This window comes from Amycolatopsis thermophila (assembly GCF_030814215.1).
Lineage (GTDB): Bacteria > Actinomycetota > Actinomycetes > Mycobacteriales > Pseudonocardiaceae > Amycolatopsis_E > Amycolatopsis_E thermophila.
Genome location: NZ_JAUSUT010000001.1, coordinates 5541647 through 5566126 on the forward strand (window position 1 = coordinate 5541647; position 24480 = coordinate 5566126).

Consider the following 24480-nt stretch of genomic DNA (forward strand, 5'->3'; position numbering starts at 1 on the left):
GCGGCACGGTGGCACCCATCACACCGATGTGATCGAGTGAATGGAGTGCTTCCATGGCTTACGCCAAGCCCGGTGCCGACGGCAGTGTCGTCAGCTTCGCCGCGCGGTACGACAACTTCATCGGCGGTGACTGGGTCGCACCGGCCGAGGGACGCTACTTCGAGAACCCGTCGCCGGTCGACGGCAAGGTGTTCTGCGAGGTGGCGCGCTCGTCCGCGGCCGACATCGACCTCGCCCTCGACGCCGCCCACGCCGCCGCCGAGAAGTGGGGCGCCACCTCGACGACCGAGCGCGCCAACATCCTGAACAAGATCGCCGACCGGCTCGAGGACCACCTCGAGGAGCTCGCGGTCGCCGAGACCTGGGAGAACGGCAAGCCGGTCCGCGAGACCCTGGCCGCCGACCTGCCGCTGGCCGTCGACCACTTCCGCTACTTCGCGGGCGCCATCCGCGGCCAGGAAGGCAGCATCGCCGAGATCGACGCCGACACGGTCGCCTACCACTTCCACGAGCCACTGGGCGTGGTCGGCCAGATCATCCCGTGGAACTTCCCGATCCTGATGGCCGCCTGGAAGCTGGCGCCCGCGCTGGCCGCCGGCAACTGCGTGGTGCTCAAGCCGGCCGAGCAGACCCCGGTGTCGATCCTCAAGGTCATCGAGGTGATCGCCGACCTGCTCCCGCCGGGTGTGCTCAACGTCGTCAACGGGTTCGGCGTCGAGGCGGGCAAGCCGCTCGCGTCCAGCTCCCGGATCGCCAAGATCGCGTTCACCGGCGAGACCACCACCGGCCGGTTGATCATGCAGTACGCCAGCGAGAACATCATTCCGGTCACGCTGGAGCTGGGCGGCAAGAGCCCCAACATCTTCCTGCCGGACGTGACCGACGCCGACGACGACTACCTGGACAAGGCCGTCGAGGGCTTCGTGATGTTCGCGCTCAACCAGGGCGAGGTGTGCACCTGCCCGTCGCGCGCGCTGGTGCACTCCGCGATCTACGACGAGTTCATCGGCCGCTGCATCGAGCGCACCAAGGCCATCACGGGCGGCAGCCCGCTCGACCCGTCGACGATGATCGGGGCGCAGGCCAGCAACGACCAGTACGAGAAGATCCTGTCCTACATCGACATCGGCAAGAAGGAGGGCGCGGAGGTCCTCGCCGGTGGCGGCGCCCGTGAGGTGGCCGAGCACCCGGGCGGCTACTACATCGAGCCGACGATCTTCCGCGGCACCAACGACATGCGGATCTTCCAGGAGGAGATCTTCGGCCCGGTGGTGTCGGTGACCACGTTCGACTCGGTCGACGAGGCGCTCAAGATCGCCAACGACACCCTGTACGGCCTGGGCGCCGGCGTGTGGACGCGGGACGGCATCGCCGCCTACCGCCTCGGCCGCGGCATCAAGGCCGGTCGCGTGTGGACGAACTGCTACCACGCCTACCCGGCGCACGCGGCGTTCGGCGGCTACAAGAAGTCCGGCATCGGGCGCGAGACCCACAAGATGATGCTGGACCACTACCAGCAGACCAAGAACCTGCTCGTCAGCTACTCGGCCAAGAAGCTCGGCTTCTTCTGATGGGCGGGCAGCTGTCGCGGGTGGCCATGACCGGCGCCGCGGTGGCCCTGCTGCGCCGGCTGGTCGACCAGCACGGGCCCGTGATGTTCCACCAGTCCGGCGGGTGCTGCGACGGCAGCGCCCCGATGTGCTACCCGGAGGGCGAGTTCCGGGTGGGCGCGTCGGACGTGCTGCTCGGCCACGTCGGCGACGGCACACCGTTCTGGATGAGCGCCGACCAGTACGCCTACTGGCGGCACACGCACCTGACGGTGGACGTCGTGGCAGGCCGTGGCAGCGGGTTCTCGCTGGAGGCGCCCGAAGGCGTGCGCTTCCTGATCCGGTCCCGCCTGCTCACCGACGACGAACTCGCCGTGCTGGACAACTGAAAAAGTGAAAAAGGCCCGGACGCTCGTCCGGGCCTTTTTCGTGTCCGGGGGCACCTGACCGATCGGGCAGGTGCGGCCCCGCCGCTCGTGCGGACTCCGGCTTCCGGCCGAGGAGTATTGCGCCTCAAGCGTTTCCGCACCGCCGCACTGGCGCTAGCTTCGGTGTGCGCGTCACCACAGTCGCCGTCGCGCAGGAAGGAAAGTGCGTCATGCAGGTCGACGAATTGCTGAAGCCGTTCCCCATCAAGGAGTTCCACCCGTTCCCGCGGGCGCTCCTCGGCCCCGGGGCCCACGAGATGATCGGCCCGGAGGCGCTGAAGCTGGGCTTCAAGAAGACCCTGGTGATGACGAGCGGGCTGCGCGGCTCCGACATCGTCCACAAGATCACCGAGTCGATGAAGTACCACGGGCTCGAGGTCGTGCTCTACGACAAGGTCGAGTCCAACCCCAAGGACTACAACGTCATGGACGCCGTCAAGCTGTACCAGGAGAACAAGTGTGACAGCTTCGTCTCCATCGGCGGCGGTTCCTCGCACGACGCCTGCAAGGGCGCCCGCATCTCGGTTGCCCACGACGGCCGCAACGTCAACGACTTCGAAGGCTTCAACAAGTCCGAGAACCCGCGTAACCCTCCGCACATCGCGGTGTCCACCACCGCCGGCACCGGCTCGGAGACGTCCTGGGCCTACGTCATCACCGACACCACCACGGACCCGGACAACCCGCACAAGTACGTGGCGTTCGACGACGCCTCGGTCGCCACGCTGGCGATCGACGACCCGGTGCTGTACTACAGCTGCCCGATCGACTACACCGCGCAGTGCGGGTTCGACGTGCTGGCGCACGCCTCCGAGCCGTACGTGTCGCGGCTGAACTTCGAGCCGTCACTGGGCAACGCGCTGCGGGCCATCAAGCTCACCGCCGAAAACCTGCGCCAGGCCACCTGGAACCCGACCGAGCTGTCCGGCCGCGAGGGCATGATGTACGCCCAGTACATCGCCGCGCAGGCGTTCAACTCCGGTGGCCTCGGGATCATCCACTCCATCTCGCACGCGGTCAGCGCCTTCTACGACACCCACCACGGCCTGAACAACGCGATCGCCCTGCCGCGCGTGTGGGCGTTCAACATGCCGGTGGCGTACCGGCGGTTCGCCGACATCGCCCAGGTGATGGGCATCGACACGCACGGCATGACCGACGTGCAGGCCGCGGACGCGGCGCTGGCGGCCGCGATCCGGCTGCTGCGCGACGTGGGCATCCCGGAGAAGTTCACCGACGTCACGCAGGACAGCTACTCGAAGAACCGGCTCGGCCAGGGCCCGACGAAGTTCTACGAGCAGGCGAGCGTCATCAAGGGCGACGACGAGGACGTGGACCGCATCACCAACCACGTCCTCGGCGACGCGTGCACCCCCGGCAACGCCAAGGAATGCACCTTCGAAACCGTGCGTCCGGTGGTCGATCACTGCCTGAACGGCGACCTGGACGACCTGCTCAGCTGATCAGCTGACGAGCTGCCGGGGGCGGGTCGGACGGGGCCGCCCCCGGCACCCCGATCAAGGAGGGTTTGGCGTGACCGCATTCGATTCCGTCGAGGAAGCCGGGAAGGCGCTGGCCGCGCAGGGGTACCTGACCGACGACCGGCTGGCCACGATGGTGTTCCTGATGACCCGGCTGGAGAAGCCGGTGCTGCTGGAAGGCCCGGCCGGTGTCGGCAAGACGGAACTGGCGAAGTCGCTCGCCGCGGCCACCGGGCGCCGGCTGCTGCGGCTGCAGTGCTACGAAGGGCAGGACGAGGCCAGCGCGCTCTACGAGTGGGACTACGGCAAGCAGCTGCTCTACACCCAGATCCTCCGCGAGAAGATCGGCCAGCTCGTGGCCGACGCGCCGGACCTGCACGACGCGGTGGACCGCATCGGCGCGCAGGAGAGCGTGTTCTTCTCCGAACGGTTCCTCGCCGCGCGCCCCCTGCTGGAGGCGGTCCGCGCCGAGGAACCCGTGGTGCTGCTGATCGACGAGATCGACCGCGCCGACGAGGCGCTGGAGGCGGTCCTGCTGGAGATGCTGGGGGAGTACCAGATCTCGGTGCCGGAGATCGGCACGTTCACCGCCCGCAACCGCCCGTACGTCATCCTCACCTCCAACAACACCCGCGACCTCGCGGCCGCCCTGAAACGCCGGTGCCTGCACCTGTTCCTCGACTACCCGTCGGCCGAACGCGAGCTGGACATCGTGCGCAGCAAGGACACCGGCCTGCCGGAGGCGCTGGCCCACCAGCTGGTGGAGATCGTGCGCGGGCTGCGTGAACTGGAGCTGCGCAAGTCGCCGAGCATCTCGGAGACCATCGACTGGGCGCGCACGCTCGCCGTGCTGGGGGTCGACGAGCTGACCGCTCCGGTGCTGTCGGACACGGTGTCGGTGGTGGTCAAGTACGACAAGGACGTGCGCAAGGCGCTGGCGGCGCTGCCCCGGCTGGTCGACCCCAACGCCGAGGTCCCGGAAACCCTCCACGGTCACGGCCACGGCCACGGCCACACCCACGAGGCGCCGAAGGTCAGCGCCGACCGCGGTAGCCGGTCGTTCGGCCGCCGGTCGTAGGGACGCGCGATGGAGGCCAGTCTGCACCGGTTCGTGCGGCTGCTGCGGCTGCGCGACGTCCGGATCTCGGTGCCCGAGACCATCGACGCCCTGCGGTGCGCGGCCGAGCCCGGCATCCTCGCCGACCGCGCGGTGCTCAAGGAAGCGCTGCGGCTCGCGCTCGTCAAGGACCACCGCGACGACGCGGCGTTCGACGAGATCTTCGACGCGTTCTTCGCCCTGGTGCGGGTCGGCCCGGCCGAGCACGGGCACGGTCACGGGCACAGCCACGACGACCTGTCCGACACCGGTGAGCTGGAGAGCTTCACGCTGTCCGAGGAGCCGAGCGAGACGCCGCAGCAGGGGCACGAGCACGGCAAGCCCAGCGACATCCGGGACTACTTCGACCAGTCCGATCTGGCGCAGCAGTACAACCTGCACCAGGAGGCGAACAAGATCGACCTGGCCTCGATGACCGACGAGATCGTGTTCTCGACGGACAACACGGTCACCGGCGACGCCGGGTACCGGGTGCAGCTGGACACCGACCGCCTGCACGGCGCGGGCGTGCCCGGCCGGCTCTCCCGGGAGACCGGAACCAAGGTCGACGCCGAGCTGAGCATCGCCGAACAGGACGCGTTGCTGGGCTGGCTCGAGCAGGCCGCGGACGGCGACGAGGACGACGCCGCCCAGTTGCGCCGCCGCCTGGCCGGAGTGTTGGAGAACCTGCCGGAGGCGCTGAAACGGCACCTGGAAGCGTTGCTGGAGCTGGAGAACACCGTGGTCGAGACCCGGGAGAAACGCGCGGCCCAGGTCGACCAGGCCGGTGAGAGCGAACGGGCCGAGCTGGAGGAGTCGCTACGGCGTCTGGCGTCGTCGCTGCGTGGTGCACTGACCCACCGCCGGCGCATCGCCAGCGCGGGCCGCGTGGATCCCGGCCGCACGATGCGGCGCAACATGCGCTTCGACGGCATCCCGTTCAGCCCGGTCACCGTGCGGCGCGCGGACGACCGCCCGCGGCTGGTGGTGCTCGCCGACGTCAGCCTGTCCGTGCGGGCGACCGCGCGGTTCACCCTGCACCTGGTGCACGGCCTGCAGAACCTGTTCGCGCAGGTGCGCTCGTTCGCGTTCGTCGACGACATCGCCGAGACCACCGAGTTGTTCGCCGAGCACCCCGTCGAGCGCGCGCTCGGCCTGATCTTCGGTGGCGACGTGCTCGACGTGGACGCGAACTCGAACTACGGGGCCGCGTTCGGCGAGTTCCTGGCCGAGCACTCGTCGGCCGTCACGCGCCGGACCACCGTGCTGGTGCTGGGCGACGGCAGGGGCAACGGCAACGACCCCAACCTGACGGCGTTCGCCGAGATCGCACGCCGGGCGCGGGAGACCATCTGGCTCACCCCGGAGCCGCGTTACTCGTGGGGCCTGGGCGGATGCGACCTGCCGGCCTACGCGGAGCACTGCAGCAAGGTCCGCGTCGTCCGCGACCTGTCCGGTTTGGACCGGGTCGCCCTGGACCTGGTGACCCGATGACCGCCGCGCTGGACCCGCTCGCGCCGTTCCCGGTGGCCGAATACCTCGACGACCTGGTGCGGGTCGTGCGGGCCGAGGACGACGGGCGGCCGGCGGTCGTGCGCACCGAGCACTTCCGGCTGCACCGCGCCGGGCGGCGCATCGAAGTGAGCCACGCCCTTCGCCCGGACGAACTGGACAACGGCCTGACCGGGCTGCTCGTCGACGAGCTGTTCACGCCCGGCTGGCTGTGCGGGCAGGACGTCTTCGAGCGGGTGTTCACCGGGGTCGTCCGCAGTACGGTGCCCGACCCGGCCCGGGCCTGGGAAACCTTTTACGCCAACACCCTGGAGCACCTGCGCGATCCCCGCGCCGCGCCCGCACTGATCGCGGGGATCGCGCCGGTGTACGCGCGCGTGCTGCGGCTCGTGCCACCGGGCAGCGTCCTGGACCTCGGCTCGTGCTTCGGGTTCCTCCCGCTGATGCTCGCGCAGCGCCCGCGCACCACGGTGATCGCCTCCGACATCGTCGCCGGGTCCATGCGCGTGCTGGAGACGGTCGCCGCCGCCCGGGACACCCCGCTGCGCACGATGGTGTGCGATGCGACGCGGGTGCCGCTGCCGGACAGGTGCGTGGACACGGTGACGGTGGTGCACCTGCTGGAACACCTCGGCCCCGCCACCGGTGCCGCGGTTCTGACCGAGGCCCAGCGGCTGGCCCGCTCCCGGGTGATCGTCGCGGTCCCCTTCGAGGACGTCCCCAACGCCGACTACGGCCACGTACGCCGCTTCGACCTGGCGACGCTGACCGAGCTCGGCGTGGGAAGCGGATGGCGCCACCGCGTGTCCGGCTTCCACGGCGGCTGGCTGATCCTGGACCGCCGCCCCGCCTGACCGCGTTTCCCCAGCTCAACGAGGAGCACTCGATGACCACTGCCGTTGCCACCGAAGCCCCCAGCCGCACCCAGATCACGGGCGATCCCGCCCTGATCGGGGTGCCCACCTTCATCGTCGGCGCGATCGCGCTCGGCCTGGTGCTGACCGGGTACGTCCCGGCCGGCGCGGTCGGCGCCTCGATCGCGATCATCCTGCCCGCCACCGGCCTGGGCCAGCTCATCGCCGCGCTCTGGGCGGCCTCCCTGGGCCAGAACGCCGTCGCCGCCGTGTTCGGTGTGTTCACCGGCTTCTGGCTCAGCTACGCCACGCTGGTGCTCGGCCTGATCCACGGCTGGTTCGGCATCACCGCCGACGCCGCCGTCGCCACCCAGGGCCTGTTCCTGATCGCCTGGCTCGTCACGGTGGTCCTGCTGACGCTCGGGACCCTGCGCCTGCCGGCCGCGTTCACGCTGCTGTTCACGCTGATCGACGTCGCGCTCGCCCTGGTCCTCTACGGCACGGTGAGCGGCTCCACGGCCGCGACGACCGCGGGCGGGTACGTCGTCTTCGCGTTCACCGCGGTCGGCGTCTACCTGTTCGCCGGCGCCCTGTCGGCGGCGACCGGTGGGCGTGGCCTGCCGCTCGGCCGCCCGGTCCTGCGCTGAAACGGGCACCGGGTGGGCGGCTCCGCCCGCCCGGTGCTCAGATCAGGCCCCGCTTGCTCGCCTCGTACACCACTTCCGCGCGGCTTGAGGCGTCGATCTTGCGCATGATGTTGCGGACGTGGAACTTCACCGTCGTCTCCGAGATGAACAGCCGCGACCCGATGTCCCGGTTGCTCAGCCCGCGTGCCAGCAGCTCCAGCACCCCCTGCTCGCGGCTGGTCAGCACCGGCTCCTCCGGCGCCGTCCGGATCGAGCGCACCATCGCCGACGCCGACCGCGAGTCGAACGCGCTCTCGTTGCGCGCCACCGCCCGGATCGACGACACCAGCCCGGTGGTGTCCACGTCCTTGATCACGTACCCGCGGGCGCCGCGGTGGATCGCCTCCACCACCAGTGCGTCGTCGAGGAACGTGGTCAGCACCAGCACCCCCAGGTCCGGGTACCGCGAGGTCAGCTCCGAGCAGATCTCCAGGCCCTCGGTGTTGGAGCCGGTGGACAGCTTGAGGTCGAGCAGCACGATGTCCGGCCGCGTCCGCTCCACCACCGCGCGCGCCTCGGCCGCGGTCGCCGCCTCGCCGATGACCGTGATGTCGTCCTCGCGCTCCAGGATGGACCGCAGCCCCTGCCGGACGATGGCGTGGTCGTCCACCAGCACGATCTTCAACGTCCGCTCACCCGTGATCATCACGCCGCCTCCGTGACCAGCGGCAGCGGTATCTCCAGCAGCAACAGGATCCCCCCGATCCGGGACCGCCGGATCGACAGCGTCCCGCCCAGTTCCTCGGTCCGGGCCCGCATGTTCGCGAGCCCGCGGTGCGCGCCGGCCAGGTCCGTCGCCGACGACAGCCGCAGCATCCGGCGCAGCTGCGCCGGGTCACCGTCACCGTCGTCGGAGATGGACAGCCGGATGCGGTCGGCGCGGTAGTCCAGCCGGATCCGCGCGCGGGCCGCGTTCGTGTGCATCACGGTGTTGAACAGCGCCTCACCGGTGATCCGCAGCAGCGAGTGCTCGGCCTCGCCGGGCAGCGGCACCGGCTCGCCGTGCACCGAGACGCTCACCGTCAGATCTGTCGGCAGGTGCACTGTGGACAGTCGTTCGAGCAGCACCGGCAGCGAGCCGGAGGGCTCGGACTCGGAGTGGTGCAGCGCGTAGATCGCCGCGCGCAGCCGTTCCACCGCGTGCCGGGTCAGGTCCTTGGCGCCGGTGAGCTTGTCCCGCAGCGCCCCGAGGTCCGTGCCCGGCTCGGTCAGCTCGGCGCGGCAGATCTCGATCATCATCCCCGCCGACAGGACGTCCTGCGTGACGCTGTCGTGCAGCTCGCGCGCGATCCGGTGCCGCTCGTCGTCGAGCGCCTGCCGCTGCATCACCTCGATCAGCCGGCGCTGCGTCTGCTGAAGCTCGGCGTTGCGCGCGGCCAGGTCCCGCGCCTGCTGCTCGGCCGCCTCGGACAGCGCCTCGGTCCGGCCGCGCAACTGCATCGTGGCGTGCACGAGGTAGGAGTTGTGCAGCGCGACCGCGGCCTGGTTGGCCAGCACCCGCAGCACCGCGAGATCGGTGTCGGCGATGTCCATGCCCGGCGCGGGCCGCGCGGCGATCCCGCCGACGGGCTCGCAGTCCAGGGTCATCGGCACCCGCACCCCGGTGTCGGCGGGGTCGCCGGCCTCCCACGGCCTGGTGCGCAGGATCCGCAGGTGCGCGAGCGCGTCGGGCGGGAACAGCCGCTCGTCCTCGACCAGGGTCCCGCCGGTCAGCAGCAGGAACCGCGGCCGCGCCGCCCGCAGCGCGCCGTCGGCGACCGCGAACAGCAGCCAGTCCGCCTGCACGTGTTCGGCCGCGGCGCGCACCACCGCCTCGACCAGCGCGCGCGGACCCTCACCGGTGCGCACGAGCGCCCGCGAGATGCGGTCGAGGGCGCCGACCGCGCGCTCCAGCCGCTCCGCCGTGCGCACGTACTCCGGGTAGAAGGACCGCTTGCCCGACCGCACACCGGTCAGCGCTCCGAGGTAGTTCTCCGTCGTCATCGGCCTACAGCGCCTGCCGGAACAGAGCCGCGACGTCCGCCGCGCTCGCCTGACGCGGGTTGGTCGCCAGGCACGCGTCCTGCAACGTGGTGCGGGTCAGCGTGTCGATGTCGGCTTCGGTGACACCGAGCGCGGCCAGGCCACGGGGCACGCCGACGGCGTCGGCCAGCTCACGCACCCGGCAGGCGAACAGCTCGGCCACCTCGGCCGCGGGCTTGCCGGTCACGTCGATCCCGGTGGCCGCGGCCAGCGGGACGAACCGCTCCGGCGCCGTGGCCGCGTTGAAGCGGATCGCGTGCGGCAGCAGCACCCCGTTGAGCACGCCGTGGGGCGCGTCCAGCAGGCCGCCCACCTGGTGGCTCATCGCGTGGGTGATGCCGAGGATGGCGTTGGTGAACGCCATCCCGGCCTCCAGGGCGCCCTGCGCCATCGCGATGCGCGGGTCGGCCGCCCGGGGGTGGACCATCGTGTGCAGCAGGTTGCGGGTGATGAGCGTGGCGGCGTGCAGCGCGTGCTGGTCGGTGAGCGGGTTGTGCGCACGGGAGACGAACGACTCGACCGCGTGGGTGAGCGCGTCCAGCCCGGTGGCGGCGTTCAGCTCGTCGGGCATGGTGATGAGCAGGCGCGGGTCGACGATCGAGATGTCCGGCACCAGCGTCCGGCTGATGATCGTGATCTTGGTGTGCTGCGTGGTGTCGGTGACGACCGCGAACTGGGACACGTCCGCGCCGGTGCCGGACGTGGACGGCGCCATGACCAGCGGCGGGATCGGCTGCACCACCTTGTCCACCCCGGCGTAGCCGAGGATCGTGCCGCCGTTGCCGGACAGGATCGCCACCCCCTTCGCCGCGTCGATGCACGACCCGCCGCCGACCGCGATGATCACGTCCGAGCCCACCGACGCGTACTGCTGGTAGGCGGCCTCGATCTCGTGGTCCTTGGGGTTCGGGGTGACGCCGGAGAACACGACCGGCCGCAGCCCGGCCAGCCGCAGGTGGCTCTCCGCCTCGTCCACCCAGCCGGCCTCGATCAGGCCCGGGTCGGTGATCACGAACGGGCGGCGGGCGCCGACGCGCAGCGCGGCGTGCCCGAGCTCGGCGAGCGAGCCGGGGCCGAACACGACTTCCGGCACGTGGAACTTGGCGAGCTCGGCGGGCTCGGTGCGGGTGTGCGCCACGCACGGCCCGGTCAGCGGTTCGGCCTGGTCGAGGACTCCGCCCGGCACGGTCACCTCCCGCGATCGACGATCCCCGCGACGGTGCGGCGACCCGTCCCACGGTACGTCACGGCGGCTGTCCGCCAGAACACCACCGACGACGGTGCCGGGCAGTTTCGGCAGGTCGGACAGTCGTGGCATGGGGTGCTCCTCGTCCTTCGACCGTCCCGACGCTACCCCCTGGGGTGACGGCCGACACACTGTCCGAGCGGCCGCCGGTACCTACCCGATCGGAGGGGTTCTCACCCGTTGACCGGCGCCCTCCCCTCCGTTCGGGCAGTGCCGCGGCCGGCGCCCGGCTGCGACGGTGCTGGTACCGGCGACGAGGCCGGCGGGGCGGAGGGAGCAGGACATGGCGGTCCTCGACCGGCAGGGCAGGAGCAGCATCACCGGGATGGCGGTGACGGTGGCCCTGTTGCACGTGGTCGGCTGGGGCACCCTGCTGCTCGTGGTGCCCGGCCACTACGCGATCGGGCAGGCGGGGGTCTTCGGCGCCGGGCTCGGTGTCACGGCGTACACGCTGGGCATGCGGCACGCGTTCGACGCCGACCACATCGCCGCGATCGACAACACCACGCGCAAGCTGATGATGGACGGCCGGCGCCCGCTGTCGGTCGGGTTCTGGTTCTCCCTCGGCCACTCCAGCGTGGTGTTCGGCCTGTGCCTGCTGCTCGGGCTCGGGGTGCGCGCGCTGGCCGGCCAGGTCACCACGGACTCCTCCACCCTGCACGCCGTCACCGGCCTGATCGGCACGCTCGTGTCCGGCGGGTTCCTGCTGCTGATCGGCCTGCTGAACCTGGTCGCGCTGCGGCACATCGCGGCGGTCTTCCGGCGGATGCGCACCGGCGACTACGACGAGGCCGAACTGGAGCGGCGGCTGGACGAGCGCGGGTTCCTGAACCGGATCCTGGGCCGGGTCGCGCGGTCGGTGCGCGAACCGTGGCACATGTACCCGCTGGGTCTGCTGTTCGGGCTGGGGTTCGACACCGCGACCGAGGTGTCGCTCCTGGTCCTGGCCGGCGGCGCGGCGGCCTTCGACCTGCCCTGGTACGCGCTGCTGACGCTGCCGGTGCTGTTCGCGGCCGGGATGAGCCTGCTCGACACCGCGGACGGGGTGTTCATGAACTTCGCCTACGGCTGGGCGCTGGTCACGCCGGTCCGGAAGGTCTTCTACAACCTGACGGTGACCGCGTTGTCGGTCGCGGTCGCCCTGATCATCGGCGGCCTCGAACTGCTCGGCCTGCTCGGCGAGCGGCTGAAGGTGACCGCGGGCCCACTGGCCTGGGCGGCGAGCCTGGACCTGGCCGACATCGGGTACCTGCTGGCCGGGCTGTTCGCGGTGACCTGGCTGATCGCGCTCGTGGCGTGGCGCGCCGGGCGGGCAGGGCAGCGCTGGGCGCCCGAGGCGGCCGAGTGAGGCCCGCCCCGGGCGCTGGTCCGACAGATCAAACTCAAGGCACCCTAGGCCGGTCGTAACGCGGGTCAGACCGGAGCACCGGGCGGCACGTGCTCATCCTCACCGTCGAACCGGGTGGCGATTCCTCGCCAGTGTTTGAGCTGGTTGAAGCCGCGTTCGATGACGTTGCGGCCGCGGTAGTCGATCTCGTCGAAGGCGGGTGGCCGGCCTGGTCGGCCGGTTCGGGGATGACCGCCCGAATCCCGCGGCTGCGGAGGTGTGTGCGGATGGCGCGGGAGGAGTAGGCCTTGTCGCCGCGGACCCGGTCGGGTCGGGTCCGTGCTCGCCCGCCGCCCAGGCGGGGCACCCGCAGGTGGGCCATCAACGGCTCGAACATCGGCGAGTCCCCGGCCTGGCCCGGTGTCAGCAGCGTGACCAGTCCACGCCCGTTCCCGTCGACCACACGGTGGATCTTGGTAGTCCAGCCGCCGCGCGAGCGGCCAATGGCGTGATCAGGCGGCTCGATCCCGGGTTTCGTGTAGTTCGGTCCAGCCCCCTGTGTGGCGGGTGATGTTCGTGGCGTGCTGATGCGCCTGCGCGATGCTGGAATCCACCGAGACCGACCAGTCGATCAGCCCCGCCGCGTCCGCGAAGGCCTGCAGGCGCTGCAGCACCACCTCCCAAGTGCCTTCCCGGGCCATCCGGCGGTGCCAGGTCCAGATGGTTTGCCAGGGCCCGGACACCGCCGGCACGTCCCGCCGCGCGATCCCGCACCGATACCGGTAGATGATCCCCTCCACCATCGCCCGCGCATCCGAAAACGGCCGCCCCGGCCTGCCCGTGCGCGCCGGCAACAAGTCCTCGATCAACGCCCACTGCTCATCCGAGAGCAACTCACACCGTGACACAACCATCTTGCGCAGGTCGTACTCGGCCGGCAGCGGGTTGGTCACCAGTTCGGCGGGATAGCGTGCGGCCATGATCCGCATGGCGGTGTTGACCACGTGCGCCGCCAGCGAGGGGCCGGAGCATCAGGGTCTGGACCATCGTGTGCAGCTCGGTCAGCGAAGCGACATCCTCGTCGATGCTGACGGGGGTGCTGATGTCGAGGTCCAGGCGTTCCATCGCGTGCGCGATGTTGTCCAGCACCTGGCCGGGGTCGATCAGGATTTTCCCGCCGTCACTGATGCTGGCCCTGGGGTGCCGGTCGACGAACTCGGTGGCAGCCTCGAAGTCGCTGTGCTCTTGGTTCGTACAGTGCCCTTCCTGATCGACAGGGGCCTGGTCGCGTACGACCCTCGCGGCGTGTGCAGCCTCCTGCTGGTCACTGCTGCGGGTTGCTGGTGCGGCGGATCGTGCCTTCTGCGGGCCGGTCGGGGTGTTCGGCGGGTAGCCAGCGCAGCCGCTCGGTGTGTCGGGCTTGGAGCGGGTCCGGTGGGAGGAAGCCGGCCGGGAACGGTACGCCGGGGTGGTCGTCGGTGATGACGGCCCGGAACAGCCGGCGGCCTGGGAACTCCGTGGAGGGCTCGGTGAACCCGACGACGCTGTCACCCAGGCGCACGGTGACCTCTCCTGTGGCTTGGCGGTCGGCCGGAGTGCCAAGACTGACGGTCAGCCCCAGGAGCAGCCAGTTCGCCGCAGAGGAACCGAACAGGTTGGCCAGCTCGTCGGCGCGGAGGGTCGTGTCGGTCATAACGCGCAGCTTGCCTCGTGGCACCGACACAAACGGTTTGGTGTCTGGCCTGCGGTACGGATGGGAGACTGATGCCGTGGTGGTACGCGGCGAGCCTGATTCCCTGGCGACGAGCCTGGAGCGGTTGCGGGGATCCCTGACCGGTTACTGCTACCGCATCCTCGGGTCCGCCAGCGACGTGGAGGACGCCGTGCAGGAGACGATGCTGCGGGCGCTGCGGGCGATCGACAGCTATGACCCGGATCGCGCCGGGTTCTCGACCTGGGTGCACCGGATCGCCACAAATGTTTGCCTGGACATGCTGCGCGGCGCGCAGCGCCGAGCGTTGCCCTGGGACATGGGGCCGGCCGCATCCGGCCCGGACATTGGTATCCCGCTCCCGCCAACGCGGTGGGTCGAGCCGTTGGCGGACTCTCGCCTCGCGGACACCGTTGACCCGGCCACCCTCGCGGTCCGGCATGAGACGCTGCGCCTGGCCTTCATTGCAGCGCTGCAGTGGTTGCCGCCGCGCCAGCGTGCGGTGTTGGTGTTGCGGGATGTCCTCGGGTTCGCCGCCACGGAAGCCGCCGAGGTCATGGAGATGTCGGTGGCCGCGGTGAACAGTGCGCTGCAGCGGGCCAGGGCCATGCTGGCGGAGCATCGGCCGCGCCCGGCCGACCCACCGGACCTGGACGGCAGGACTCATCGTGACCTGCTCGAGCGGTACGTACACGCTTTTCAGGCGCACGACGTGCCCACGCTGCTCGAGGTGCTGGCCGACGATGTCCGGTCCGGCATGCCGCCGTTCGCGTGGTGGCTGGACGGGCCGGCCCGAATCGGCGCCGCGATGACCGGGACGGACGCCTGTGCCGAGGACCGTCTCGTCCCGGGTGAGCAGGTCAACGGGTGTTGGACGCTCGGCCAGTACCGGCCGGACCCGAACGGCACGCTGGTGCCGTTCGCGCTGTTGGTGATCGAGTTCCGAGGCGGGCGGATCAGCGAGATCGTGACGTTCCTGGGCTGCGGTGACCGCTTCGCGGAGTTCGGTCTGCCGGAGATACTCGAAACCTGATCCCCGGGGACCGATGAGTCCGACTGCTGCCGGTCGTACAAGAGGCGACACATCGGCTACCACCGGAGGCTTTCGTTCATGTCACCGTCCCAGACAGACCTCACGCCGCACGTCCGCGCCGAGCGGGAGCGACTGGCCGGTCTCCTTGCTGGCCTCCAGGACGACGAGTGGGATAGTCCGTCCCTGTGCCGGGGCTGGCGGGTACGTGAGGTCGTCGCGCACATCACCATGCCGTTCCGTACGAGCCTGCCCAGGGTGGTGGTGGGGCTGGCCGCGGCCGGCTTCTCGTTCAACCGGTACGCCGACCGGGCGGCCCGTACCGACGCTGCCCGGATGTCCGGGGCCGAACTACTGGCCGTCCTGCGGGCCAACATCGCCAGCCCCTGGCAGCCGCCGGGCGGGGGCCCCGCCGGCGCGCTGAGCCACGACACCATCCACGGCTTGGACATCACCGAGCCGTTGGGTCTGCCATCGCCGCCGGTCGAGCGAATCGCTCTGGTCCTGGCGAACGCCACACCGCGCAGCCTCTCCTACTTCGGAGTCGACCTGGCGGGCATCCAGCTGCGGGGCACCGACGCCGATGTCCGGATCGGTGACGGACAACCGGTCGAGATGCCGGTCAAGGACATCCTGCTGACCATCACCGGGCGACGCCCGCTGTTGGCCCGAACGAAGTGAGAGGATCACCTCGTGACGACGCTCACCCAGCTTCGCAAGGCTGCCCTTTCCTATCCCGAGACCGCCGAGCAGGTCAGCGGCCCAGGAATCATTGCATTCACGGTGCGCGACAGGCGATTCGCCTCGGTGAACAAGGACCGCCTGGTGGAACTGCGGCTCGCCACGCCGGATGTTGAGAAGGTCCTCGTCGCGCATCCGACCGCGCAGCGGCTGGTCCGCGGTGCGACACCAATCGGCGTACGTGTCCCGATCGGGGACATCAACGGTCAACAGCTCAACCATTGGGTGCGTCGCGCCTGGCTGTCGCGGGCGCCGAAGCAGCTGGCCGCGCAAGTAGCCGCAGGGGACACCGCAGCATCCGGTGCGGTCGGCGACCTACCCAAGGCCATCGGAGGCCCCGCCACCAGGGCCCTCACCGGCGCCGGCATCACCACACTCGCCCAGGTGGCCGCCCTGACCGACGCAGACCTCCTAGCGATGCACGGAGTCGGTCCACGAGCCGTTCGTATCCTCCGCGAGACGCTCACCTGAAACCGCCTTGACGTCTGCCATCGCGGACGAGATCGGCACCGGCTGTCTGAGGTCTGTGCGCCGCCAAGGTTGCGGTAGAGGGGTGGGACCGGAATATGCCAGAAACCTGCCGCGGGCTTCCGTAGCTGCCGGCCAGCGCGGTGGGACGAGGTCGGCTGGTAGCCAGTACAGGCCGAGTCGTCCCGGTCCGGGGATCGGCTGGTCGAAGAGGGCCGGGTCGGCAAGCATCCAGTGGTAGGTGCCGAGTTCGTGCTGGCCCAGGGTGCGCAGCAGCCGGCGGCGGGGTGGACGTCGACCAGGCGGACGGTGCTGAGGTAGCCACCGGGGCACGCCTTCAGGTCGTCGAAGCCGGTGATGCCGAGGCCGGGGGCCAGCGCGGCCCGGCCGCCGCCCACACCTGCACGGCGTGCACGACGATTTTCGGTGCCCAGCACCCCAGAGGGTGGTTGCCAGGTGCGGTTCTCCACGGTCTTGCCCGCGAAGATGAGGTTGGCCCACGGCCGGCGCACCGACAGGGCGCGGCGCTGCCCTGCGAGTATCCGCCCCCGCGGTCTCGGCGGTGCGTCGTTCGGCGGCGCGCCCGGAGCGCTTCCGCGCGGCCCGTTGGTCGCTGGGTATCGAGGCGCTGCCGTCGGGCACGTAGCTGGGCATCGTCGTCCTCACGCCGAGCCGGTCAGTGCGCGAGCTCGGGGTGGTCGAGCAGGTAGGGGGTCGGCCAAGATAGGCGAAATTCCGGCAACGAGTTGATCAGGAGCTCGCCGCGGCGCGGCAGCTGGACGCCGGGAGTTGAGCACCAATCTGAGCAGCACGAAGAGTGATTCAGGTCGAATACCTCGGACCAGCAGGTAGTCCCCTCACGCTGGGACTCTTACCAGCGCAGTCAGCCGAGCCAGCGACCATCGCGCATGAGGTCGCGCCCCCGCAGCTCGTTCTCCTCACGCCAGGCCTGGATGCGCCACGGCCGGATCAGGAAGTACTGGTAGGGCTTGGCGAGCTGACGCGGGTCGAAACCAGTCCTGGTCGCGAACGCATCGCCCGTCTCAGGGCCGACGTCCACCGGCTCGGCGGTGCCGTCGACGATGACGACGTCGCGGGTCGGTCCGAGGCTGAGTCGCACTCGGCCATCCGCCATCAGGTTGCGGCTGGTGACCGAGGTTCGCGGTGTCGAGATGAGGAATGCGGTGCCGTCCCAGAGGTACGAGAGGGGGACGAGGTGGGCGCCGCCCTGGGAGCTCGACGTCGCGACCCAGACATCGACATCGTTCTCGAGTTTCGCGCGAGTGTCCCGCAGTCTCTCGTCAAGTCCACGCGGCGGCGCGCCCGTCATGCTTCCTCCCGTTACTTCGCGTAGAGATACATCAGGATGTGAGTACCGACGATGCGGCCTGCCAGGCGAACCCGTCCGGGTCGACGAAAGACCCGGCATCGCCGCCGATCGTGAGTCGGTGCGATCCGGTGCCGTCGGGAGAGACGCCGGCGTCCTTGGCAAGGGCGCGGCGCCGGTAAAGCGCCAGCTTCACGGGACTGGTCTCAGCGGCGAACTCGACGTACACGCGGCCGAAGGTCTTCGCCACGGCAAGTCCGTGGTCGACGTAGAACCGCTTGCTTGTGGCCACGTCCGCGACTCCCAGCAGGAGCACGATCTCGTCGATCTGCCGGGTGGCCGGGCCGGTGTTCTTCTTCGCCGAGGTCGCGATCTTCCAGATCGCCCCGTCCGGTGCCTGCACGACGCCGCCGTAGCCCCAGAGCGACTTCGCGACCGGCTTCAGCGGCGTGGCGCCGGCGTCGAGGGCGGTGCCGATGAGGCTGTCGACGGTGGACGGCTGGGACACCGTGAGCGCCAGCATGAACCCGCGGAAGCCGGTTGTGGGTGCTTCCGAGGCCCGCAGGTGGATCTGTGTGTCCAAACCGAAAGCATCGGCGTAGAAGCGTTGGGCGACCGTGGGATCGGCCACGTCGAGGGTAACGGATTCGATGGATGTCATGGCGATCACGCCGATTCCGGCGCGGCTACCGGCGCTTCTCGATTCCCGATCGGTGTCACCGCCTGCTTCACCAGCGCACCGATCCGCGCCTCCACTTCAGCCGTGACTTCGGTCAAGGCGAAGCCTGCCGCCCACATCGGGCCGTCGTCCAGGTTGGCCAGGTCGCTGAATCCGAGCGTCGCGTAGCGGGCCTTGAACTTCTCCGCGCTCTGGAAGAAGCACACCACCTTGCCGTCCAGCGCGTAGGCGGGCATCCCGTACCACAGCTTCGGCTCCAGGGTCGGAGCGTTGGCCTTCACCACAGCATGGACGCGCTCGGCCATGATCCGGTCCGACGGCTGCATCTCGGCGATCTTCGCGAGGACGTCCTGCTCCGCCCGTGCCGCCTTGTGCGCACGCGAACCGCTTCGCCCCGCCGCCTTCAGTTCCGCGGCATGGTCCTTCATCGCGGCGCGCTCTTCGGCGGTGAAGCCCTCGTGCGCCCTGCTTCTACTGCTGCCCACAGCAGCTTCCTTTCGACGATCTCAACATCGGCACACATCGGCACGCACCGTGCCGATGCGACCAGATCATGCATTCAACGCCCACCACTTGTCAACGGCACGCTACGTGCCGATAGGATGACGGTATGCCCCACCGGCCCGGCACACCGCGACGCAGAGGCGCCGCACGCACCGCGGAACTGCTTCAGGTGACCCTCGAACTGGCTGCGGAGGTCGGCTACGCGGGCCTGAACATCGAGGCGGTCGCCCGCCGTGCCGGAGTCGGCAAACACACGATCTACCGACGCTGGCCATCCAAACCAGCACTCCTGCTGGACGCGCTCAGTCGCGTGTGGATCACAGACCTGGACTACGACGACACCGGCGATGTCCGAGCGGACCTACGCGAGCAGTTCCTGCGCTCCGCCCCCGCGCTCGCCAACCCACCGATCGGCCCCGTCTACCGGGGGTTGATCGCTGAGGCGCAAACCGATCCCGCACTGCGAGCGACCCTGCACGAACGATTCCTGCTCACCGTGGAGAGACGCACCCTCGACAGGATCACCCGCGCGCAGCACGCCGGCGAACTGGTCGCAGGCGTCGATCTCGAGTTCGCAGCCGAAGTGCTGTGCGGCACGTTGTACTACCGCCATCTGCTGTCGACCCGTCCCATCGACGAGGGCACCGTCGACGCCCTACTGGACATGTTCATGGCCGCCTACGGCACCACCCGGTGAACATCCCAACCGCGGCCCGGCGCGAGATCCGCCGCGTGCACGAGCTGATCGTGCAGGGCTACCACGACGCCGGCTACTAGCCGGTGTTCGTCCCACCGGACTCCGCCGCGGCCCGGCTGGACTCCATCTGCGCCGACCTGCGCCTGCCCAAACCGAGCAAGGGAGCGTGATGGTGTTGTCCCGCAAGGGGAAAGCAGGAACACCGGATCTGTTGCTGTCGCCGAACAGTGTGCTGGCCAACGCGCTGCTGCGCTCGATCGACCTGCTCCGACCGCGCGTGCTCGCGGCGCGGCCGTCGCGGATCGAGTTCGTGGTGGGCACCCAGATCAACGGCGCCCCGCACCTGGGCACGAACCTGGTGCAGACCGCGGCGTTCCTGCTCGCGAAGATCGCCCGCCGGGAGTTCTGCATCGACTGCTACTACCGGGCGTTCTTCGACTCGCTCGGAGGCGACCGGCACCGAGTACGTGGTCAAGACCTACACCGACCAGCAGGCCACGCCGGGGTTCCGGGCGGAGTTCCTGCGCACCCTGGAACGCATCGAGGACATCCGCTCGTGCATCGCCCCCTCCCACGGAGTGGTGAACATCCGGGTGCCGTGCCCGGAGTGCGGGTGGGCGGAGAAACGCGCCGACCGCACCAAGCTGGCCAACATCCAGAGGCCGGTTCAGCGCGACGCCGCCGGCTCGCGACCAAGGCCCGCGTCAACAGTAGGGCTTCCTCGGTCTGGGCAACCAGGTGATCCAGCCGCGCCAGCGTCTCGACCAGGCCCGCGTCCCAGGTCCGGCGCAGCCGATCCAATTCGACAGCTGGCCCCGTCTGGTCGTCGGCGTCCGGGACGTTGGTCATGGCCGGCGAGCATACGGTCAAGCGGTCGGGCCGCCGGGAAACAAGGCGCGGGGTTCGAGGTCCAGCCGGGTGACCGGTACCGTGTCCGGCGGGTCGAGGTCGAGCACCAGATCGCCGAGCCGGCGGATGGCGTGGGTGATGTACGGGGTGATGGTGGCCAGGTCGTCGTGGTCGACAATGTTGCCCTCGGAGGCGAAGGCGTTGGGGGCGTCGGTGATGTCCAGCGCGGTGGAGTAGACCGCGCAGATGGCCATCAGCTCGGTGAACTTGACCACTAGTTCTAAAACTGACGGAGGTTGTTGACAGTCTGGGCTCCTGATCTAGGAAGGAGCTCATGGCTGAGCGAGTGTGGAGTGAGAAGGACCTGGTCAGGCGCGCGAACTGGCGCCTGGCCGTTCTTCGTCACGCGGAAGAGGTCTCGGGCAACGTCGCGGCCACCTGCCGGTACTACGGCATCAGCCGCACAGTCGTCTACCGGTGGAAACGTCGCTTCGAGGACGAGGGCGTCGACAGTCTGAAAGACCGCTCGAGTGCCCCGCTGCACTGCCCGACCATCACCCACCCGCAGGTGGTCGAGAAGATCATTCATCTGCGGCAGCATTACCACTTTGGCCCGCTGAAGATCAGCATGTACCTGCGTCGCTACCACGATCAGAAGATCAGCGCGTCCACGATCTACCGAATCCTCAAACGCCTGGGCATGAGCGGCTGCCCGCTTCCCAGCGCTACAAACGCCACCAGCAGCGGTGGAAGCGATACGAGAAGCAACGCCCCGGCCACCAGTTGCAGATCGACGTCAAGTTCGTCGAACCGATTACCAGCGTCGGCGGCCGGAAGAAGCGCTACTACCAGTACACCGCGATCGACGACTGCACCCGGCTGCGGATCCAGAAGATCTACCCGCGGTCTGACCAGAAGACCGCGATCCAGTTCCTGGACTACGTGCTGTCCCGCCTGCCGTTCCAGGTGGAAAAGATCCAGACCGACAACGGCGCGGAGTTCCAGTCGGCATTTCACTGGCACCTGCTCGACCAGGGCATCGGCCACGTCTACATCCGTCCCGCGACTCCGCGACTCAACGGCAAGGTCTGTGAAGACTTAGCTCGGTGCTGCACCGGATCGGTCTGACCCTGGTCAAGGTATGACCTATCGATAGTGGTGGTGTCCTGCGTTCGATTTGTCGGCCGGCTCCGGTGCAGCACTGTGGTGCGCACCGGCCAGGCGGAGCTGACCTGATAGGAGCTTGGGCTAGAAGCCCCCGTCGCAGACTTGTCGCCCCGCCCGGCCGGTTCGCTCCATCCGTGAGATCAGCCCTAACGGAGGAGCACATCCAGCATGACAACCCAGATGGCTATAGAGCCAGCAGCTGGTGCCGTGATCGGCGGCGTCGATACCCACAAGAACACTCACTACGCGGCGGCGGTCGATGACCACGGCCGCCTGTTGGGTCATCGGGAGTTCCCCGCCAATGACCGCGGCTACGCCGACCTTCTGGCATGGGTTCAGGAACACGGCGAGGTAGGCGCGATCGGGGTCGAGAGCACCGGATCTTTCGGCGCCACGCTGACTCGGTTCCTTACCGCCCGGGAGATTCGCGTGGTCGAGGTCAACCGGCCCAACAGACTGGCACGGCACATGGACGGCAAGTCCGATCGGCTCGATGCCGAGCAGATCGCCCGGGCTGTCCTCGGCCAGACTTCGACGGCCACCCCGAAAGCCAAGTCCGGCCTGGTCGAGGTCATCCGGACCCTTCGGGTGACTCGTTCCAGCGCAGTCAAGGCACGCACCAGCGCATTCAACACACTGTGGGGCGTCATGATCGGGTCACCCTCTCCGTTGCGCGACGAACTTGTCGTGCTGAGCAAGAAGACGCTGGTCAACCGATGCCTGCGGCTGCGGCCGGAGACGGAGGACCTGCTCGGCCTGGCAACAACCCCAGGCCGGCTATTGATGGCCGGAGTCAAGGCCACCCTACGGGGCCTGGCACGCCGCTGGAAGCAACTCGATGATGAGATCAAGGCCCTCAACAAGCAGATCGGGGCCCTGGTCCACGCAGCGGCACCCGAACTGGTCGAACTGCACGGTGTCGGCGTCGAGATCGCGGGCCAGTTCCTCGTCACCGCAGGCGACAACCCCGAACGCATCCGCAACGAAGCCGCCTTCGCCAAGCTCTGCGGTGTCGCGCCCCAGCCGGCCAGCAGCGGACGCACCACCGGCCGACACCGACTCAGCCGCGGCGGCGACCGCGCCGCAAACAGTGCCCTCTACATCGTCACGATCGTCCGGATGCGTCGCCACCAACCGACCCGCCACTACGTCGAGCGGCGCACCGCCGAAGGCCTGCGCAAACGCGAGATCATCCGCTGCCTGAAGCGCTACATCGCCCGGGAAATCTATGCCAACCTTCCCCGACCATCCACGGCCTCCGTCACACCCCCTCCGACAGCGGCTTGACGAACATAGGAGCATCGAGCGCTCGCACCGCATCGACGCCGAGGAGTTCTACCGTCTGCTCGACGGCGTCGTCCTCGGCGACATCGCGGTGTTCAACGACAAACTCAAGGAATGGGAGGACTACTACAACTACCACCGCCCCCACGGTGGCCTGGGCGGCCAGACCCCGTATGAGAGGCTCCTACAGAAGACCCAAACCAACACCCAGTCTGTCAACGACCAGCGTCAGTAGCACAACTAGTTCGTGGTGGTCGGGGTCGTGGTGGCCGATCAGCCGGCCGCCGCCCATCAGCCATTCCGAGTAGCCGTGGAGCGCCTCGGCCTTGTTGGTGATCGCAGTGATCTGCTCGCGCAGCTCCGGCTCTGACAGATACCGCAGCCTTGTCCTTGGACTGCACCGCCTTGCGGATCGCGGCCGCGGCCACTGGCCTGTAGTTTCCTGGTTCTCACCTGAGGCTGGTGGATTTCTTGCGGCGAGCAATTTGCGATTGACGCGTGCTTGGTGCTGTCGCGGTGGCGGCCAGGCGATGGTGGGTGCTCATATCGTGCGTGCGTGGCGCCAGACGAACCCGCCAGCTGCAAGCGATGCGACCGCGACAATGGCGGCGAAGATGGTCGACCCCGTGGCGAATCCCAGGCCGTCGCTGAGGTAGCCGGTGCCGACGGGCAGTAGCGCGGCGGGGATGTAGCCGCCGAAGTTGAGCATGGCGTTGGCCTCGGCGCGCCGCTGTTCGGGCACGTGGGTGCTGATCAAGGTCAGCCCGCCGAGTTGACCGAGCCCTTGTGCCGCGCCGGCGAGCATGGCGGTGACGACGATCGCCAGGACCCAATGTGCGCGCACGGCGACCAGAAGTACGGCCATGCAGGCGAGCGCCGCGGCCACGCCGGTGAGCAGGACGGCGCGGACTCCCAGACGTTTCGCAGCGAACTGGACGGCGGTGGCGGCGCCGAACATGACGAACGCGGTCACCCCGGCGAGCAGGCGGTTGCTCGTGCCGAGGACGTTCGCCAGGAGCGCCGGGCCCAGCGAGAGCACGAACGAGGTCGAGGTGATGCCCGGGGCGAACACCGCGATGCCCAGCGCGACCTGCTTGCGCTGCGCGCGCGGCACTGCGGGTACGCGCACCCAGCCGCCTGTGCCGCGTTCTTTCGGGCGCCGCAACGGCAGCCGCATCACGACGACGGCCGCGCTCAGCAGAAGCATCGCGGCGACCACGAAGATCGTCACCGTGGGGCCGGGCAGCGTCTCGGACAGTGCTCCGGCGAGCAGTGGCCCCAACCCCGCCCCGAAGACCATGGCGGTGGACGCGGCGAGCGTGGCAGTGCGGGCCCGGGCCGGTCCGCCGACGTCGACAACGGCGGCCATGCCCGCTGAGACCGTGATGCCGACCGCGATCCCGGCGAGCAGCCGCGCGATGCCCAGCACCAGTGCGGAGGTCGCGGTGGCGAACAGCGCGCACGCGACCAGCGCCAGCAGCACTCCGGGCAGGACGACGGGTTTGCGGCCGAGCCGGTCGGAGGCGCGGCCCGCCACCAGCAGGGCGGCGAGCAAGCCGGCGATGTAGGCGGCAAAGATCACCGTGAGCGTGCCGGCGGAGAAGCCCAGCCGGTGCTGCCACAGCACGTACAGCGGGGTGGGCGCGTTCGACAGCGCGAACACCGCGGTGACCGGCCAGGCGGCGAGCCAGGGATTGCCGGCTCGGGGCGGGGCGGCGTCGGAGACGGCGACCATCGATCCTCCAGTACGAATAAAGTCGAACTAGTACGAGTCTACTCGAACATAGCATCAGTTCGACTGAAGTCGTACTGGAGTGGTTG

General features: G+C 69.4%; 28 protein-coding genes and 1 pseudogene. 17 read left to right on the forward strand and 12 right to left on the reverse strand.

Annotated elements, in window-relative coordinates; all coding sequences use genetic code 11:
* Nucleotides 1-53 precede the first annotated feature (53 nt).
* The 7 genes from adh (at nt 54) to FB470_RS27215 (ending at nt 7568) form a co-directional block, all read left to right on the forward strand.
* Entirely contained in the window at nt 54-1571 is a 1518-nt protein-coding gene (gene adh, locus FB470_RS27185; protein WP_306996137.1) for an aldehyde dehydrogenase, read from the forward strand.
* Nucleotides 1571-1939 carry a DUF779 domain-containing protein gene (locus FB470_RS27190; RefSeq protein ID WP_306996139.1) on the forward strand — a complete coding sequence of 123 codons (369 nt, stop codon included), beginning with the start codon at nt 1571-1573 and terminating at the stop codon, nt 1937-1939. Before adh ends, FB470_RS27190 begins: the two co-directional genes overlap by 1 nt.
* Nucleotides 1940-2148: 209 nt before the next feature.
* A complete protein-coding gene (gene mdo, locus FB470_RS27195; protein WP_306996141.1) occupies nt 2149-3441 on the forward strand; it encodes an NDMA-dependent methanol dehydrogenase in 1293 nt (430 codons plus the stop codon).
* Nucleotides 3442-3511: 70 nt separating this feature from the next.
* The gene (locus FB470_RS27200; RefSeq protein WP_306996143.1) at nt 3512-4537 is read left to right on the forward strand and encodes an AAA family ATPase; all 1026 of its coding nucleotides are present in this window, start codon (nt 3512-3514) and stop codon (nt 4535-4537) included.
* 9 nt (nt 4538-4546) lie between these two features.
* Nucleotides 4547-6049 carry a VWA domain-containing protein gene (locus FB470_RS27205; protein ID WP_306996145.1) on the forward strand — a complete coding sequence of 501 codons (1503 nt, stop codon included), beginning with the start codon at nt 4547-4549 and terminating at the stop codon, nt 6047-6049.
* Complete coding sequence (mftM, locus tag FB470_RS27210) at nt 6046-6921, forward strand: mycofactocin oligosaccharide methyltransferase MftM (RefSeq protein WP_306996147.1); 876 nt, start codon at nt 6046-6048, stop codon at nt 6919-6921. The genes FB470_RS27205 and mftM overlap by 4 nt, the downstream gene beginning before the upstream one ends.
* Nucleotides 6922-6953: 32 nt before the next feature.
* A complete protein-coding gene (locus FB470_RS27215; protein WP_306996149.1) occupies nt 6954-7568 on the forward strand; it encodes an acetate uptake transporter family protein in 615 nt (204 codons plus the stop codon).
* Nucleotides 7569-7605: 37 nt separating this feature from the next.
* Here FB470_RS27215 and FB470_RS27220 read toward each other — a convergent pair whose 3' ends face one another.
* The 3 genes from FB470_RS27220 to FB470_RS27230 are packed head-to-tail and all read right to left on the reverse strand — an operon-like array spanning nt 7606 to nt 10947.
* Nucleotides 7606-8253, reverse strand: coding sequence for a MadR family response regulator transcription factor (locus tag FB470_RS27220; protein ID WP_306999501.1), 648 nt, complete (start codon nt 8251-8253; stop codon nt 7606-7608).
* The gene (locus FB470_RS27225; RefSeq protein WP_306996151.1) at nt 8253-9590 is read right to left on the reverse strand and encodes a MadS family sensor histidine kinase; all 1338 of its coding nucleotides are present in this window, start codon (nt 9588-9590) and stop codon (nt 8253-8255) included. The genes FB470_RS27220 and FB470_RS27225 overlap by 1 nt, the downstream gene beginning before the upstream one ends.
* Before the next feature lie 4 nt (nt 9591-9594).
* Entirely contained in the window at nt 9595-10947 is a 1353-nt protein-coding gene (locus tag FB470_RS27230) for an iron-containing alcohol dehydrogenase (protein WP_306996153.1), read from the reverse strand.
* A 211-nt stretch (nt 10948-11158) separates the two neighbouring features.
* Between FB470_RS27230 and nicT the strand changes: the two genes are divergently transcribed.
* Nucleotides 11159-12223 carry a Nickel transporter NicT gene (gene nicT / locus FB470_RS27235; protein WP_306996155.1) on the forward strand — a complete coding sequence of 355 codons (1065 nt, stop codon included), beginning with the start codon at nt 11159-11161 and terminating at the stop codon, nt 12221-12223.
* A gap of 34 nt (nt 12224-12257) precedes the next feature.
* On the opposite strand, the gene FB470_RS36005 is transcribed toward nicT, so the two are convergent.
* The 3 genes from FB470_RS36005 to FB470_RS27245 all read right to left on the reverse strand — a co-directional run bounded on the left by FB470_RS36005 (nt 12258) and on the right by FB470_RS27245 (nt 13895).
* Entirely contained in the window at nt 12258-12812 is a 555-nt protein-coding gene (locus tag FB470_RS36005) for a transposase (protein WP_442320568.1), read from the reverse strand.
* Nucleotides 12715-13206, reverse strand: coding sequence for a transposase (locus tag FB470_RS36010; RefSeq protein ID WP_306996157.1), 492 nt, complete (start codon nt 13204-13206; stop codon nt 12715-12717). The genes FB470_RS36005 and FB470_RS36010 overlap by 98 nt, the downstream gene beginning before the upstream one ends.
* A gap of 320 nt (nt 13207-13526) precedes the next feature.
* Entirely contained in the window at nt 13527-13895 is a 369-nt protein-coding gene (locus tag FB470_RS27245; protein WP_306996159.1) for a hypothetical protein, read from the reverse strand.
* A gap of 40 nt (nt 13896-13935) precedes the next feature.
* Here FB470_RS27245 and FB470_RS27250 point away from each other — a divergent pair, with 40 nt between their 5' ends.
* From FB470_RS27250 to FB470_RS27260, 3 genes are all read left to right on the forward strand, one after another.
* A complete protein-coding gene (locus FB470_RS27250; RefSeq protein ID WP_306996160.1) occupies nt 13936-14946 on the forward strand; it encodes an RNA polymerase subunit sigma-70 in 1011 nt (336 codons plus the stop codon).
* Between the two features lie 78 nt (nt 14947-15024).
* Complete coding sequence (locus FB470_RS27255) at nt 15025-15624, forward strand: maleylpyruvate isomerase family mycothiol-dependent enzyme (protein WP_306996162.1); 600 nt, start codon at nt 15025-15027, stop codon at nt 15622-15624.
* 12 nt (nt 15625-15636) lie between these two features.
* Nucleotides 15637-16155 (forward strand): helix-hairpin-helix domain-containing protein, encoded by a 519-nt coding sequence (locus FB470_RS27260; RefSeq protein WP_306996163.1) that lies wholly within the window; start codon nt 15637-15639, stop codon nt 16153-16155.
* 880 nt (nt 16156-17035) lie between these two features.
* Here the strand turns inward: FB470_RS27260 and FB470_RS27265 are convergent.
* Genes FB470_RS27265 through FB470_RS27275 form a run of 3 tightly spaced genes read right to left on the reverse strand, consistent with a single transcriptional unit; the run spans nt 17036 to nt 18586 of the window.
* Nucleotides 17036-17482, reverse strand: coding sequence for a pyridoxamine 5'-phosphate oxidase family protein (locus FB470_RS27265; RefSeq protein ID WP_306996164.1), 447 nt, complete (start codon nt 17480-17482; stop codon nt 17036-17038).
* 31 nt (nt 17483-17513) lie between these two features.
* Nucleotides 17514-18140, reverse strand: coding sequence for a VOC family protein (locus tag FB470_RS27270; protein WP_306996166.1), 627 nt, complete (start codon nt 18138-18140; stop codon nt 17514-17516).
* A gap of 5 nt (nt 18141-18145) precedes the next feature.
* Entirely contained in the window at nt 18146-18586 is a 441-nt protein-coding gene (locus FB470_RS27275) for an iron chaperone (RefSeq protein ID WP_370876702.1), read from the reverse strand.
* A gap of 245 nt (nt 18587-18831) precedes the next feature.
* Here FB470_RS27275 and FB470_RS27280 point away from each other — a divergent pair, with 245 nt between their 5' ends.
* The gene (locus tag FB470_RS27280; protein WP_306996169.1) at nt 18832-19359 is read left to right on the forward strand and encodes a TetR/AcrR family transcriptional regulator; all 528 of its coding nucleotides are present in this window, start codon (nt 18832-18834) and stop codon (nt 19357-19359) included.
* Nucleotides 19360-19528: 169 nt separating this feature from the next.
* Nucleotides 19529-20101 (forward strand): hypothetical protein, encoded by a 573-nt coding sequence (locus tag FB470_RS27285; RefSeq protein ID WP_306996172.1) that lies wholly within the window; start codon nt 19529-19531, stop codon nt 20099-20101.
* Between the two features lie 124 nt (nt 20102-20225).
* On the opposite strand, the gene FB470_RS27290 is transcribed toward FB470_RS27285, so the two are convergent.
* Nucleotides 20226-20483 carry a hypothetical protein gene (locus tag FB470_RS27290; RefSeq protein WP_306996174.1) on the reverse strand — a complete coding sequence of 86 codons (258 nt, stop codon included), beginning with the start codon at nt 20481-20483 and terminating at the stop codon, nt 20226-20228.
* Between the two features lie 59 nt (nt 20484-20542).
* On the opposite strand from FB470_RS27290, the pseudogene FB470_RS35825 reads away from it, so the two are divergent.
* The 3 genes and pseudogenes from FB470_RS35825 to FB470_RS27300 all read left to right on the forward strand — a co-directional run.
* Nucleotides 20543-20884, forward strand: a pseudogene (locus tag FB470_RS35825) (helix-turn-helix domain-containing protein); the annotation flags it as partial.
* Nucleotides 20885-20916: 32 nt separating this feature from the next.
* Nucleotides 20917-21336: a DDE-type integrase/transposase/recombinase gene (locus FB470_RS35830; RefSeq protein ID WP_370876703.1), complete on the forward strand. Its 420-nt coding sequence runs from the start codon at nt 20917-20919 to the stop codon at nt 21334-21336.
* Between the two features lie 207 nt (nt 21337-21543).
* Nucleotides 21544-22662 carry an IS110 family RNA-guided transposase gene (locus FB470_RS27300; protein WP_306988316.1) on the forward strand — a complete coding sequence of 373 codons (1119 nt, stop codon included), beginning with the start codon at nt 21544-21546 and terminating at the stop codon, nt 22660-22662.
* Here FB470_RS27300 and FB470_RS35835 read toward each other — a convergent pair.
* Complete coding sequence (locus FB470_RS35835; RefSeq protein ID WP_370876726.1) at nt 22637-22798, reverse strand: hypothetical protein; 162 nt, start codon at nt 22796-22798, stop codon at nt 22637-22639. The genes FB470_RS27300 and FB470_RS35835 overlap by 26 nt on opposite strands.
* Between FB470_RS35835 and FB470_RS35840 the strand changes: the two genes are divergently transcribed.
* Nucleotides 22751-22894: an integrase core domain-containing protein gene (locus FB470_RS35840; protein ID WP_370876704.1), complete on the forward strand. Its 144-nt coding sequence runs from the start codon at nt 22751-22753 to the stop codon at nt 22892-22894. The two genes, FB470_RS35835 and FB470_RS35840, sit on opposite strands and share 48 nt — an antisense overlap.
* Before the next feature lie 306 nt (nt 22895-23200).
* On the opposite strand, the gene FB470_RS27310 is transcribed toward FB470_RS35840, so the two are convergent.
* Nucleotides 23201-24394: an MFS transporter gene (locus tag FB470_RS27310; RefSeq protein WP_306996179.1), complete on the reverse strand. Its 1194-nt coding sequence runs from the start codon at nt 24392-24394 to the stop codon at nt 23201-23203.
* Nucleotides 24395-24480: the final 86 nt, after the last annotated feature.

Coding starts and splice junctions, on each gene's coding strand:
- FB470_RS27300 (WP_306988316.1), top strand. CDS start 21,544: ATGACAACCCAGATGGCTATAGAGCCAGCAGCTGGTGCCGTGATCGGC.
- FB470_RS27310 (WP_306996179.1), bottom strand. CDS start 24,394: ATGGTCGCCGTCTCCGACGCCGCCCCGCCCCGAGCCGGCAATCCCTGG.
- adh (WP_306996137.1), top strand. CDS start 54: ATGGCTTACGCCAAGCCCGGTGCCGACGGCAGTGTCGTCAGCTTCGCC.
- FB470_RS27220 (WP_306999501.1), bottom strand. CDS start 8,253: ATGATCACGGGTGAGCGGACGTTGAAGATCGTGCTGGTGGACGACCAC.
- FB470_RS27205 (WP_306996145.1), top strand. CDS start 4,547: ATGGAGGCCAGTCTGCACCGGTTCGTGCGGCTGCTGCGGCTGCGCGAC.
- FB470_RS27230 (WP_306996153.1), bottom strand. CDS start 10,947: ATGCCACGACTGTCCGACCTGCCGAAACTGCCCGGCACCGTCGTCGGT.
- FB470_RS27275 (WP_370876702.1), bottom strand. CDS start 18,586: ATGAAGGACCATGCCGCGGAACTGAAGGCGGCGGGGCGAAGCGGTTCG.
- FB470_RS27245 (WP_306996159.1), bottom strand. CDS start 13,895: ATGACCGACACGACCCTCCGCGCCGACGAGCTGGCCAACCTGTTCGGT.
- FB470_RS27190 (WP_306996139.1), top strand. CDS start 1,571: ATGGGCGGGCAGCTGTCGCGGGTGGCCATGACCGGCGCCGCGGTGGCC.
- FB470_RS27225 (WP_306996151.1), bottom strand. CDS start 9,590: ATGACGACGGAGAACTACCTCGGAGCGCTGACCGGTGTGCGGTCGGGC.
- FB470_RS27285 (WP_306996172.1), top strand. CDS start 19,529: ATGGTGTTGTCCCGCAAGGGGAAAGCAGGAACACCGGATCTGTTGCTG.
- FB470_RS27265 (WP_306996164.1), bottom strand. CDS start 17,482: ATGACGGGCGCGCCGCCGCGTGGACTTGACGAGAGACTGCGGGACACT.
- mftM (WP_306996147.1), top strand. CDS start 6,046: ATGACCGCCGCGCTGGACCCGCTCGCGCCGTTCCCGGTGGCCGAATAC.
- FB470_RS27255 (WP_306996162.1), top strand. CDS start 15,025: ATGTCACCGTCCCAGACAGACCTCACGCCGCACGTCCGCGCCGAGCGG.
- FB470_RS27270 (WP_306996166.1), bottom strand. CDS start 18,140: ATGACATCCATCGAATCCGTTACCCTCGACGTGGCCGATCCCACGGTC.
- nicT (WP_306996155.1), top strand. CDS start 11,159: ATGGCGGTCCTCGACCGGCAGGGCAGGAGCAGCATCACCGGGATGGCG.
- mdo (WP_306996141.1), top strand. CDS start 2,149: ATGCAGGTCGACGAATTGCTGAAGCCGTTCCCCATCAAGGAGTTCCAC.
- FB470_RS27215 (WP_306996149.1), top strand. CDS start 6,954: ATGACCACTGCCGTTGCCACCGAAGCCCCCAGCCGCACCCAGATCACG.